The organism is Ruegeria sp. CDSA089 (genome assembly GCF_059612205.1).
Genome location: NZ_JBXWQD010000005.1, coordinates 231,114 through 244,617 on the forward strand (window position 1 = coordinate 231,114; position 13,504 = coordinate 244,617).

Genomic DNA, 13,504 nt, shown 5'->3' on the forward strand with positions numbered 1-13,504 from the left:
ACACCGCCGATTTTCAAATTCGGCGGTGTCGTTGGATCAGGCGGATGCGCCAGTTGGGTCGGTGTGCAGGATATTGTCGGGGGACAAACCGCTTAGGTCGTCCAGCCCTGTGAATTCTGCAACTGTTTCAACCGATGCTGCATTTGGTGCGCTGTATTCGACATGGACCAACACGCTGTCATCGCCATCTGTCGCCATGACATAGATTTCGTCACCCGCCTGCAGATCGCTCAAACTCTCGACAGCGTTTTCAATTGTGCCTGCGCTCAAATCTACCAAAGCGGTCGTAAGACCCACGAAACCAGTATTTGTGCCAACGGCGTCTCCCAGTTCCAGGGTTTCGAAATTAGTTCCGTCTCCCCGCAGTGTGGTACTGTCGAACCCATTGAACATAATCGCATCTGTGACCTCAGCCTTTGCGCCGAGCGTAAAGCCCGTAATGGTGTCCACGCCGTTGGCTGCTGGCGTAGCTTCGAAGACCACGACATCCCGCCCTGCGTTCGATACGTCTATGGTGTCGTTTCCTCCGAAACCTTGCAGGAAATTGTCGACGGCGTTTGCGGTAAGCGTATCGTCTCCTCCACTGCCCAATTGGTAGACCGAAGGACCGCCGTCGGGCGTATCTATGGTCAGAATGATTGGTTTGGAAGGATCAACGACAGCCGCGGTAAATGTCACAACGGGTTGTGACAGGTCCGAATAGGTCGTTGCGACCCCCGCGATGTTGACAGCTGATGCTCCGACTGGATTGGTCAGGAAAAGCCCGAAATCACTGTTCTCGGAAATGGAGGTAGGGTTGATTGTGACAACGGCCGGATCAAATCCGATTTCTGCTGTGACGGCCAGCCCGCCCGAGATATCGCGGTTCGGGTCGGCGTGAATTTGGAATATCACCGAAGAACCATCGTTGCTGACTTCCGAGATTGTGTATGCGGCGGGTAAATACGCGGTTGTTGTATCCGTTGTAGGTGCGGGATCCGGCCCACCCGTAACTGTTGCCTGAACTTGAAAAGTGAGGTCGTCACCAGCGTTTAGACCAGCAAAGTCGCTTGAAGAGACCGGCAAAGACCATGTCCCGTCTGCGCCAACCGAGGCTGTCCCCACAGGTGTTCCGTTCAGGGTTACACTAACAGTCTGTCCTGCTGTAAGACCTATCGAACTTCCAGAGACTGTGAGCCCCGTACTCTGCGCGTCTGCGAGCAAGACCGATCCGTTGGTACCCGTGGAATTCAAGGATAGTATCGGACGGAAATCCGTCGTTATCGCTGCCGTCGCCGGTGTCGCCGGATTGCCTGCCAAATCAGCGACATTTGCGCTTATGGTGAAGGCTGTTGTGTCTGCCAGGCTGCCGAGATCTCCAGAAGGGATGGTCGCGCTCCAACTTCCCGAAGCAACCGTGGCGACATAGTCCTGACCGTTCAGAGAGACCGTAACAGTTTGCCCATCCTCAGCGTTCGTGGTGCCGGATACCGTCAGGTCCGAGCCCCTTTCCGCGATGTCCAGCGTAGATCCGACAGCTAACGGGTCAATCGCTATGACAGGCGCTGAAAAATCGGTATCGAAAGTGCTGGTGTCGGCTGCAGTATTGCCTGCCGCGTCGGAAACAGAGGCGGATACGGTGTAGGAGTCCGTGTCTTGTAATGCAGTCAGGTCAGAAGGTGTCGCGGTAAACGACCAGCTTCCCGAATTCACAGTGGCGGTCCCTGCGACGTCTACGGTGCCATCCCCCCGGACAATTTGGACGGAAACGACAGCTCCGTCGCCCGCATCGGAGGTGCCGGAAACAACGAGGTTGGTACTAAGTTCTGCGAAGTTCAGAACAGGCCCGTCCGAAAGTGAAGTCACGTTGATTGAGGGTGCGGAAAAGTCGGTGTCAAAGCTGCTTGTGGCTCGTACAGCTGGGTTTCCGGCCTCGTCGGAAACATCAGCGGTGACGGCGATGGTTGCGCCGTCCGATAGGGCGGCTACGTCACTCGCAGGAGCAGTTGCTGTCCATGCGCCGCCAGATACCGTAGCGGTGTAGGATTGGCCTCCGAGATTGACGGTGACCGTTTGCCCGTCTTCGGCGTTGGTGGTGCCAGTGATTGTCAGATTCGTACCCCTCTCGGATGCATTCATGACAGCGCCAGCCGAAAAACTGTCGATGCTAAGGGTCGGCGCGGTGACGTCCTTGACGATGGCCGTGCTGGCTTGCGGTGCTATCAATCCATCCGTGTCAGACACATCTGCTGTGATGGAAAATGTTCCGCCATCGATCAATGCGCCGAGATCGGATGCAGGGATAGTAACGTTCCATACTCCACTTGTGACCGTACCTGTATAGGTCTGGCCGTCCAGTGTGACGGTTACGGTTTGACCATCCTGAACATTTGCCGTCGTCCCGGAAATTGTCAGGTCTGATGTCACTTCCGCCGTGTTCAGTGCGTCGCCAACGGGGAGGGTTGCGATCGAGATCGATGGCCCGGTCAAGTCGACCGGAATAGATGCGTTGACCAAGGTAGAAATGTTGCCAGCCGCATCTGCTACTGAAACGCCAATTGCGACAGGTGTGCCGGTCGACAGTCCGCTTAGGTCCGCGGCGGGGATTGTGACAGTCCAGTTTCCTCCGGATGCGGTGCCCGTGTAGACCTGCCCATTGAAGTCAAGCGAGACTATTTCGCCATCCGCAGCTGTGGTCGTCCCGGTAATATTAAGGTCACTCCCTACGTCAATCAGGTCGATGGATCCGCCAGCTACCGGATTGAGGGTCAACGTGGGCGCGGTGAAATCCGTTTCAAAGCTGCCTGTTGCCTGTGGCGCAGGGTTGCCCGCAGCGTCTGTCACATCTGCTGTTACCGAAATAGTTGTTCCATCTGGCAAAGCTGACAGGTCTGCCGCTGGTATTGTCGCTGTCCATAGGCCTGCGTTCACCGTGGCTGAATAGACTTGTCCGTCGACGGACACCGTGATGGTTTGCCCGTTTTCAGCGTCCGAAGTTCCGGATACGGTAAGGTCGTTTCCTTGCTCAATGGCGTTCACAACCGCGCCGTGCGAGAAATCGGTTATTGCCAGCGTCGGAGCAATTGTATCGACATTGAAGGTCACGTTTTCGACCGCCAGTTCGTTCCCGTAGCCGTCAAGATGACGGATCGTAACGGTGTTGACACCTTGGGGAAGGTTTGCCGCTTGGTCGGGTGTCAGTGCAACGTTCCAGCTTCCGTCTGGTTCGGGCTCCACCGATACGGAAACGGATCCGATCGACACTTCAATATCTGTTGTCCCATCGGGCGTGGCCGAATTTAGTGCGGTGCTGCTCAGCGCGTTGGATTGGGCTCCTGCCAAATTCAGGTGGGGATATGTTGGTGCCGGAGCGGGATCATCGCCCCCGCCTCCGCCCCCGCCGCCTGCAGCAGCGGCCGCCCCGGCCAAACCAAGTCCACCTAGTGCGGCAGCGCCAACCCCACTGATGCCACTTGCGGCAGCCGCGCCGCCCGCTTCTGCGGCCAGGCTGAACTGCGCAATCTCAGCCACGATATCTTCCGCGATCATGATTGCACCACTATCGAGAATCTGGATGTTCTCTGCCGCTACGATCATCGATTTCCCGTTCGCCAATATAACCAGGACATCGCCATCTTTCAGCAGTTTGACCGATCTGACACCTGGGATGGTTTCGGCGAATTGAAAGGCGTTAAGCTCTTCGATCGTGGCTTGCCCCAGAGCAGGCAGCGCCATCAGCGTTGAGCCCAACCCACCTGCAAGACCCCGACCTGCCCAGCGGCGCATTTTGTCATCAAGCCAACGACGAATCTGCGCTTTGTCCTCGACCCCGGTCTCGGGGTTGTTCGCGTGGCGATTGGAATCGTGGTCTTTGGTCATCTTACCCTCACATGTGGTGTCCGCGTCCGCCCAAGGGGTCCAGCTCTTGTTCATCTGTTTTGCCCTCCAGTGACTCATGCGGTCGGACCAGAAAAAATTGAGTTAAACTGATGCCGAACTTCGCGTTTTCACCACATTTGTGCTTTGGTTTCGGACCGGGCATCAGATCATCCTGTCATTAAAGCCAAGTGTGGCACGGGGTGATTTGACATGATGCTTCAGTTCGAAGGCATGGTTGCAACGGGAAGCGTAGCGCTCGATTCAGGTATCAGCGATACGGCTTTAAAAACGTTTAACGGGGACACGTTTCTATACAGCGTGACGGGCCCTGGAGGCGGCATCACGGTTTGGAAGCTGCTAGAAGGCATTGTTCCGCAACAGCAAGACATTCAATATTACAGCGGGACGATTTCGCAACAAATAGGCAATAGTGCCGAGCTCGTGACGCTTGCCGGTAGTGACCAACTGATTCTGGATGTCGATTTGGCCACGGGATTGGTAGGATACACACTTAATCCAGATGGAACTGTCGGAACGTTACAGACCACCGACAGTTTGATCGGGGGCGGAGATGTTTCCGCGCTTGTGCAATACTCGGTTGAGACGGGTGGAGTGCTGGCCTTGGCCCATGAAGATACGGGTCAAATCTCGACCTATCTAGTGAATCCGGACGGAAGTCTGACGGTGTCGGGATCCGTCGCCGGTCGCGCCGACTCGATGGAGGTCATTCAATTTGGCAGTGAGAATGTCGTGGTGGCCTCTGATGCAGAGACGGATTCCATCGCGATTTACACAGTGGAATCCGCCACGGGGGGACTGTCAGAAGTTGATAACAGCGATGCGCTGAACCAACTGGGCATTGCAGTGCCTACCGCGGTTGACGTGGTGCAAGCGTACGGTCAGTCATGGGTCGTCGTCGCCGGGGCGCAGAGCAATTCCATCAGCTTGATGAAGCTGGATGCCTCGGGTTCGCTTGTACCCACGGATCACGTGTTGGATTCGTTGCACACGCGGTTCGAAACCCTTCAGGACATGTCCGTCATCGAGGTGGACGGCCATGTGTTCTTAGTGGCTGGGGGAGGCGATGACGGGGTCACACTTTTCACGATGACACCGGGCGGGCAACTGGTTTACCTGGACAGTTTTGCCGACACGTTGGACACCGGACTACAGAATGTTGAGACGGTGATCACGGCTCATGTCGGGGATGAGCTGCAAATATTTGCCTCCTCACAACAGGATGGTGGTCTGACGCAATTGACAGTCGACCTCTCTGATCTGGGGATCGTGCAGGAAGGGTTTGGCACGATCACTGGCACAAATCAAAACGACATGCTTAACGGAGGTATTCTCGACACGAATTTGTCGGGTGGGGCGGGAGATGACATCCTGATCGCCGGTGCCGGAGCCACGGAGATGACCGGTGGGGCCGGAGCGGATATTTTCGTCATGCAGCATGGCAGCGCCCCTGTGATCATTACTGATTTCGAGGCGGGTACAGACCGTCTGGACATGTTCGATTTCCCACTGCTGCGCACGCCGGATCAACTTACATTCACGGCTACAGGTCAGGGGGCCTGGATAGAGTTTCTGGACACTACGGTCGAACTCATATCCGCTGCGGGAGGTCCATTGTCCGAGCAACAGGTATTCGGCGCGGGCTTTGGTGGCCCCGATCATATACCCGTGGACCTGGGGACTTTGGGGGGTCTGGACCCCGGTAGCTCGGATGGTGTTCTGGGCGATATCTCGATCGATTCCCAAACGCAGAATCCGGCTTTGGCCAATGCAGAAATCCAGCTTGCGCTCGAAGGCGGGGGCATTTTGACCGTGCGCGCGGACGAGAATGGTGTATTCGACTTTGACCTCCCTCCTGGGATGTTCTCGGGTGAGTTTGACGTGATCAAGGGCTATTCAACGGCAAGTGCCGATATCAATGCTCTAGACGCGCTTCAGGTTTTGCGTATTTCCGTCGGGCTTGAACCAACATGGGGACCGGCCTCGGCCGAGAATCTGATTGCGGCCGACATCACGCAAGACGGCACTGTAAATGCGTTGGACGCGCTGGCGATTTTGCAGGTTTCTGTTGGGCAATCTACCCCACATTCGCCGGAATGGGTGTTCTTGGACGATGATGCGGATCTCAGCGGCATCACGCCGAACAATGTGTCCTACGAAACAGGGGTCGATATCGTTGCCGTAGACAACGTGATCACCGCAGATATGACCACTATCCTGCTTGGCAATATTGAACAGGCCTAGCCGCTCTATTCCCGGAACGCCCTGTTGAAATAGTCCGACAATGGTTTGACCAGATAGGACAGAGGCGTACGCTCATCTGTTTTAATCATGGTTTCGACGGGCATTCCGGGGAGCAGTTCCTGACCGTTCAGACGGCCAAGCTGTCCTTCATTTGGTACAACTTCGGCGCGATAAAAGGTCAGCCCGGTGTTGTCATCGGTAAAAGCATCAGCCGAAACGTTGATGACTTGCCCTTCGATTTCTGGTGTTTCACGCTGATTGAACGCGGTGAATCGCAGCAGGACAGGCTGTCCCACGTGCAGCTGATCGACATGAATAGCGTCCACGCGCGAGGCTACCAGCAAAGGTGTGTCCAAGGGCACCACATACATCATAGGCTCGGCGGGTTGGACCACGGATTGCAACGCGAAAACCTGACTGCCATAGACGACCCCTGTCACCGGTGCGCGAATATCCAGCCTGGACAGACGCACGGTCAGGGACAGGCGTCGCTCGGCCAGTTCAGCGATCTGTGCCTGAACATCGCGCAGGGTCGATATCGCCTCTTCTCGGCGGGCTGCTTTCAGCTCGACAATCTGGATCTCGGTTGCCGCGATCTGCCCGCGCAAACGGGCGATATTGGCCTCTAACCGGCCGATATCCCCGGTCAGGCTGGCCTCTTCCCGCAACAGCGCCGAGACCCTGCTGGCCTGTGTCAGGCCCCGATCGAACAAGCTCTGCTGATCTTCCAGCTCCTCCCGGATCAACTCGACTTGACGGCGCAGAGAGATAAGCTGAGCCTCCGTACCTTCAATCTCGCTTTCCGTCTGAATGCGTTGCTTCCCGAGCTGCTCGGCTTGTTGACTTAATGTGTCCAACCGGGCCTCGAACAAACGTTGCTGGCCGCCGACTAGTTCGGGTTCGATGGCCTCTTGCCGTTCCAATTCGTCCAGACGTGCGCGCAACTCCTGTGCCGGGATGCCGTCACGTTCCGCTTCCAGTCGGGCTTTGCGGGCCAAAAGCTCGAACAGTTGAGTTTCTACGATGATTTTCTCAGATTTCAGAAAAGTACCGTCCAACCGGATTAACAGATCGCCCTGCTGAACCTCGTCACCGTCGCGCACGAAAATCTCTCCGACCACGCCGCCGTCGGGGTGCTGAACGACCTGCCGGTTGCTTTGAACTTCGATCGTCCCCTGCGAAATAATGGCCCCTGCAAGTCGGGTCTGTACGGCCCAGATTCCCAAACCGCCAACCAGAATGGCCAAGGCGACAAACCCCACCATCGCCGGAAATGTGATGCGCCAAACAGGACGCGTATCAGAGCTGCTTTTTTGCATCAATTCCCCGCCTGACTGAGGCCGCGTTTGATCGCACCAGCGTTTTGGACCATGGCTCCCAGCACCTCGTCGCGGGCACCGGACTTGATGATCTGTCCACGTTCGACAACGATCAGGTTTTCACATTCCGAAATTGCCTGCGGACGATGCGTCATGATTATCACGGATTTCCCAGCTGCCTTGAAGCCGCGCACTGCGGTGTTCAGCGCCTCTGTCCCATCGGCGTCCAAGGCCGAGTTCGGTTCGTCCAAAATCAAAAGTACCGGGTCCCCGTAGAGGGCGCGCGCCAGAGCGATCCGCTGTTTTTGACCACCTGAAAGCTGGCTATCGTTGCCTTCAAGAAACGTGTCATAGCCTTTTGGCAGCGTTAGGATCAGCTCATGCGCGTTCGCTTTTCGGGCAGCTTCAACCACGGCCTCGGCGTCCGGGTTTTCCGACATTCGTGCGATGTTTTCCGCAACAGTGCCATTGAACAGGGTCACGGTCTGCGGCAGATAGCCGATATGCTGGCCCAGATCGGTCGGGTCGTATTGATCCAACGTCGCACCGCCCAAGCGGATTTCGCCGACCGCCGGATGCCACAATCCCAGCAAGGCTTTGGCTAGTGTCGATTTGCCCGAACCGCTGCGCCCGATCACGCCCAGAGCGCTGCCCGGTGCCAGGTTTAGGGAAATGTTGCGCAAAGTTGGTTTTTCCGCACCCGGTGGAATGACGGTTAGTCCCTTGGCCGTCAACCGGGCCTCGGGAACAGGCAGCTTGGTACGAGGCGTTTCAGGTGGAGTTGAATCCAGAAACTCGTTCAGAGACCCCCAGGCTGTTCGGGCACGTTCGATCATCGCCCATTGGCCAATTGTCTGCTCGATCGGAGCCAGCGCGCGACCCAGCAGAATAGAGCCAGCAATCATCGCGCCCGGTGTCAACTCGTTGCGCAGAACCAGCCAGGCTCCCAAAGCCAGCATAGCGGATTGCAGGAACAGTCGCAGTGATTTGGTCAGTGAGGTAAAACTGCCAGTCCAGTCGCTGGCTGCGATTGTCTGATGCAATGCATTGGTGCGTTGTTTTTGCCAACGCTGAATGATGTCCTTCTGCATCCCTTGAGAGCGTACAATTTCCGCCGCTTGCCGCGCGTGTTCGGAAAAGGAATTCGCCTGTGCCGAAGCCGATTGCGCCGTGGCCACCTTGCGCCGTGTCAGCGCTTGGTTCAGCAATGCTATAGTCACCAGAAATGCTCCGCCGCCTACGGCAAGCCATCCCAGCATCGGGTGGAACAGGAAGATGGCAGCCATGAAAACCGGTGTCCACGGAATGTCCATCACAGCCAACAATACCGGCGATGAGCAGAGGTTTTGAATGGCTTCCAAATCCCGCAAACCTGTTGAAGGCGCAGCCCGGACCTGAGGATTCAAAGATCGTTGTAACGTCGCCTCGAACACACGTTCGTCCAGGGTCGACTGGAATCGGGCACCAAAACGGGCTACGATACGGCCCCTGGCATAGTCCAGCATTGCCATCAACCCGTACAAAAGCGCCACTAACAGGAAAAGAGCAGTCAATGTTTCGACCGCGCGCGACCCCAGAACGCGGTCGTAAACCTGCAGCATGAACAACGGTCCGGTCAGCATCAGCAGATTCACGAAAATGCTGAACAAGAAGGCGAGCGTCAGAAAGGCTGATCCCTGATTGCGAACTTTGCGCAGCTCGTGTTGTGGAGGTTGAGAGAAACGGCTTGCTGGCTTCACGAGTAGGACTTTCGACGACAATGCTGTTTTGACTCTAACGCACCACAAAGACAGTTAAAATGCATGGGTTGTGAGATAGAGCGGAACACTGCCGCAAAAGCTACATCAAACACACAGTGATGGGAATGATCGGACCGCCGCGGATCAGACGCCGTTGCTCCCCTGCCGATTCCGGAATTGCGGCGATAATGTCTCACGACGCCCTCGGGCCGTTTCGGTCAGTTGAATAGCGGTGCAATCGGCGTCTACGATGAATCGGAACAAATTGATTAGTTTTTAAGTTCCGGTATCCGGAGATGAGAGAACTCGACTACACGTATCACTATGCAGGCCGGTCATCTCTGACCGGAATGTCATCTCAGCAGAAGCTGAGTCTGGTGGCTGATCAGTCCGATCCAGATGCTTCTCAGGATTTCCTGATCGCACACGCCAAACACCCTCTGATCACGGCTAGGTCTTTGCGCGCGGTTTCCGATATCGTCGGCAGCCGCTTTTACGTCCCACCCGCGATGCTGGCCCGGATTCTGCGCGAAGCGGACCCAGTGGTCACAGTAGGGCACGAAACCGTGCGGTTTGAGGGGTTTTCAGCTTGTTGCAGCACCTATGCCCGTCTGGACATAGATGAGGCCGCGCTAGACGCCGAACAGCGTCGCACAGGGACAACCAATGTGGATTTTGGCCCCAACTTGAGGGCTATGCTGGCCCAGGTTTCGCCCGACAGCCAGTTGCAGATCTCGATTGGGCCCAAAGCCGTGGCCCTGACACATGATGAAAACCGACTCGTCGAACGAAAAGTACCGCTTCCCTTGCGCTGGTTGAAGGGATTTGCCGAGGTGCAGAGCCATATGGCTGGTATGGTACCCGCTCTTTCATTGGCCCCGACACCAGCACAGAAATTTTTGCGCAGTTTGCCGCGATCGAAATCGGATCATCTGGTTTGGGTATCGGCTCAGGGGCAACGGGTCAGAGCAACAACCCGAGCTTCGCCGGGTAGCGTGCCGTTGCGCGGTGGTCATCGGTTAAACGTGTTGCTGTCTCTGGCCCCTAAGGCGAAGACACTGCGTGTTTTTGTCAACGAAGGTCTGAAAAGTTCGGCCTGGGTTTTGGATTTTGCTGGGCAGCGTTTGTGTCTGGTCTTGAATGCAGATCCTTGGCGCGGGTTTTCAGGCGACGGGCAGTTGCTCTCTGACCTCACGACCGAGGCCGAGAAAACGGCTGCAGTAACCGCGCAATTGAACTGGCAGGACCGGCTTGATCCCAATATCCTGGCACCCCTCATCAACGCCTCACCGCACGAGGTGCACATCGCGCTGTGCCAATTGGCTGCGTTGGGTCGTGTAGGTTATGATCTTTGGTCGCAAACCTGGTTTCACCGAGAACTCCCCTTTGGCTTCGAGCGCGTCAGATCTTTGAATCCAAGGCTGAAAGCCGCCGCAAACCTGGCGGACAACGGAGCGGTCGCATTGTCCCAAAACTATGCGGATGTGAAAAGTGGCGATGTTACGCATCGGGTTCGCTTTGCCGAGGACGGGCACAGCTGCACATGCCCGTGGTTTGCTGCCAATGGCCATACGCGTGGTCCCTGCAAACACATTTTAGCCGTCGAACTGATGATGGAGCGCCAAGCGTGACTGAACAGGAGTTTCTGACCCTGATTACAACGCGCACTGCGCGCTATGTTCTAAAGGCCCTCGCAAAGATGTCGGAGGCGGATCGAAGGCCATTTGCCCGGCATGCGCTGAAGACGCAAAAAGCTTATGAAAAGGTCTGGTGGGAAGCGCAGATGAAAGGCCAAAAGCCGCTCAAAGCATTTGCCAAAGACGGCGAAGCATTGGGGATCGCCGTGATTGCCACCGCCAGACCCTCGGAATATGCCTGTGGGGATTGGCGTATCTTGCCGCAATCCCTTCCTTTGGGCGAAGTGTTTGCGCAGCTTAAGCTCAGTTGGATCGACGCCTGGGCCGAGGCTGCGGTTGAAGACAATCCCCGCCTGATCGACGCGGTACATTTGTTGAACCGAAAACGGTTGTGCTCAATCCCTCAGACGGACGCCTATATTCTTGGCTACTACGCCATTCAGGCGGGCGTTCCCGACAACGCGCGGGATCAGTTTTTGTCTCAGGATGTCTGGCGGTTCTTCGAGGTTGAAGGCGGTGGTGATCTCAGCCTTGCTGCGCATGACAAATATTCAGGACCCCGCGCAGGATGGGCGGATGTTTTGCGAGCTCTGAGCGAAAACGGTGACCTGGACCGACAGCGCTTGTTGGATAGCTCACTAGAGGCCCTGAAGCGGGATTTTGCGCAGTTTCGCGCGGGTTGGTACTCGCGGTTTCATACAGCGCTAGAACCGAGCGATGCTGAAATCGTTGAGCGCGTGGATCAGTACCTCGGCCTCCTCAATAGTGCGGTTCCCCCGACAGTGGCGTTTGCGGTCAAGGCGTTGAAGCGCGTCGACAAATGTGGTGAACTTGACGCAAAGGCCCTGCTCGACGCGATTGAACCTGCTTTGCAAAGCCACCAGAAATCGACGGCTTTGAATGCGTTAAGTCTTTTGAAATCCTGCGCCAAACGCAATCCGGATAGGGTAGCCGAAATTGCCGAAACCGCCACCTCGTCTTTGATATCAGAGGTTGGGGATGTGCAAACGCGGGCGGTGGATCTGATAGAAAGCCTCGGTCAGATGCATAATGCCGGGGTTCAGACGGCGATGGCGGACTATCTGGATGTGGTGACGCCGACGGTCCGCGCGCGGCTTGTTGACACCGCACCTTTGGCCGAAGCGGAAATCACCGACTTTCCCGTTCCTAGACCTGAGCCGTTTGAGCCTGTTTCCTCCGTAGATGAGGCGGTTTCGGCATATCTGGCCCTCCTGGAGGATTGCCATGACCCCTTCCTGATCGAGCAGGCATTTGATGGAATAGCGCGGTTCGGAGCCGAGGCTGCCCCGCTACTTGGCCCTCTAAAAAAGCGGGCAAATCAGATCAGAACGCGCGATCTCGAGGGCGGTTTTAGTCCGGGTAAGTATTTTCAGCGACCTATTTCGGTTGCGGGATTGAGCTGGGCCAACGGGTCCGATTTCGATGCCGAACTGCAACCCTATCTAGAGCCACGATATTCCGGTCACCAACCCTTGGGTATTTCGCCCCATAGTTTCGAAGGGATATTCGCGGCGCGCGCCAAAGAGCTGTTGTCTTTCGTTCAGGCGGGCCATTCGGTTCCGATGCTCTCGGCCCCTTCCGACAATCGCGGATGTGTTGACCCATTGCGTTTGATTGACAGGCTGGAACATTACCGTGGCCTGGGTGTTCGGCCGGGGGGCATGGATTTCAGGCTTGCGATCCTGCGACTGGGGTCGGAAGGGCGCGAAAAGGCGTTGGCGGCTCTAAACCCGCAGACCGAAGCAGAGCGTGCGTTGGGATATGCCTTGGGCGGTGAGTTCAGGCCTGAGACAGATTGCCAACTCTGGGCTATGGCCTGGCAGGGGCGCCGACCGATTGAGGCCGACCCCAATATCCAGCGTTTGGTTGGGGGTATTATTCCCGGTCTGGGTACTCCTGCAGAGTATCGTTTCACGGCCAAAATCCGGCGTATCGACGAGTATTTCTGGCCGCAGCCCAACGTCTCTATTTTACCGAAAATGCCGGGTGATGTTGATCCGAGTTTGGGTTTTGCCCTGCCTGCGAAATTCGAACACTGCTATGGAAGCGATCCTGGTACCAGCTGGCTGCTAGGACTGAACCCGTGGGCAGTATTGATGAACCCAACGCAGCCAGAGTTGTATTTTGTTGCCGGTATTTTCGATCTGGAACTGGATCAAAAGCTGACGCGGCACCATTGCCTGACCTATCTGGACTCGTTTTTTCGCCCCGGATTGCAGCCGGGTAAAATGGCCCATGCGATGTTGGCGTGGTATCTGGCAAGTGCGGATGAAGGTATCGGAATGACCACCGGTGACTCAATCGCAACCTTGATTGCGCAGGGCAGATTTCAATCCGAAGAATTTGCCGACGCCGCGCGCGAGTTGGTCTTTTTCGGAGCGCTCCCCCTGCGGCGCTGGACCAAACGCATGGCGCAAGTCTCTGAGCTATCCAAAATGCACGCGCATGAGGTTCAAAAAGCTTTGTCAGCGATGCTGCATGACTTGCCCGACACGCTTCCGCGCGATTTGGGCGGAATTCTGGAACTGCTCCATGAGCTTTGTGTGCTGTCAGGGTCTGGTTTGACAGCACCAAAGTCTACAGCAGCTTTGGCGGCGATCAAAGCTGGCGGAAAGACCGGTAAGTTTGCAAAGAAACTGTTGAAGCTTCATAGCCTATAGGGCCTTGA

At 56.3% G+C, this 13,504-nt stretch carries 6 protein-coding genes; 3 read left to right on the top strand and 3 right to left on the bottom strand.

Annotated features, from left to right (window positions below):
- Positions 1-36: 36 nt before the first annotated feature.
- The gene (locus tag AC2FJ6_RS13865; RefSeq protein ID WP_496669344.1) at positions 37-3,912 is read right to left on the bottom strand and encodes a beta strand repeat-containing protein; all 3,876 of its coding nucleotides are present in this window, start codon (positions 3,910-3,912) and stop codon (positions 37-39) included.
- Positions 3,913-4,068: 156 nt separating this feature from the next.
- On the opposite strand from AC2FJ6_RS13865, the gene AC2FJ6_RS13870 reads away from it, so the two are divergent.
- A complete protein-coding gene (locus AC2FJ6_RS13870) occupies positions 4,069-6,120 on the top strand; it encodes a dockerin type I domain-containing protein (protein WP_496669346.1) in 2,052 nt (683 codons plus the stop codon).
- Between the two features lie 5 nt (positions 6,121-6,125).
- Here AC2FJ6_RS13870 and AC2FJ6_RS13875 read toward each other — a convergent pair whose 3' ends face one another.
- Positions 6,126-7,439, bottom strand: coding sequence for an HlyD family type I secretion periplasmic adaptor subunit (locus tag AC2FJ6_RS13875; RefSeq protein WP_170773363.1), 1,314 nt, complete (start codon positions 7,437-7,439; stop codon positions 6,126-6,128).
- Complete coding sequence (locus AC2FJ6_RS13880; protein WP_170773364.1) at positions 7,439-9,178, bottom strand: type I secretion system permease/ATPase; 1,740 nt, start codon at positions 9,176-9,178, stop codon at positions 7,439-7,441. The genes AC2FJ6_RS13875 and AC2FJ6_RS13880 overlap by 1 nt, the downstream gene beginning before the upstream one ends.
- A 296-nt stretch (positions 9,179-9,474) precedes the next feature.
- On the opposite strand from AC2FJ6_RS13880, the gene AC2FJ6_RS13885 reads away from it, so the two are divergent.
- Positions 9,475-10,809, top strand: coding sequence for an SWIM zinc finger family protein (locus AC2FJ6_RS13885; RefSeq protein WP_170773365.1), 1,335 nt, complete (start codon positions 9,475-9,477; stop codon positions 10,807-10,809).
- Positions 10,806-13,496 (top strand): DUF6493 family protein, encoded by a 2,691-nt coding sequence (locus tag AC2FJ6_RS13890; protein WP_170773366.1) that lies wholly within the window; start codon positions 10,806-10,808, stop codon positions 13,494-13,496. The genes AC2FJ6_RS13885 and AC2FJ6_RS13890 overlap by 4 nt, the downstream gene beginning before the upstream one ends.
- Positions 13,497-13,504 lie beyond the last annotated feature (8 nt).

Excerpts from the sequence above, each read along its gene's own strand:
- AC2FJ6_RS13865 (WP_496669344.1), bottom strand. The coding sequence starts at position 3,912 with ATGAACAAGAGCTGGACCCCTTGGGCGGACGCGGACACCACATGTGAG.
- AC2FJ6_RS13870 (WP_496669346.1), top strand. The coding sequence starts at position 4,069 with ATGATGCTTCAGTTCGAAGGCATGGTTGCAACGGGAAGCGTAGCGCTC.
- AC2FJ6_RS13875 (WP_170773363.1), bottom strand. The coding sequence starts at position 7,439 with ATGCAAAAAAGCAGCTCTGATACGCGTCCTGTTTGGCGCATCACATTT.
- AC2FJ6_RS13885 (WP_170773365.1), top strand. The coding sequence starts at position 9,475 with ATGAGAGAACTCGACTACACGTATCACTATGCAGGCCGGTCATCTCTG.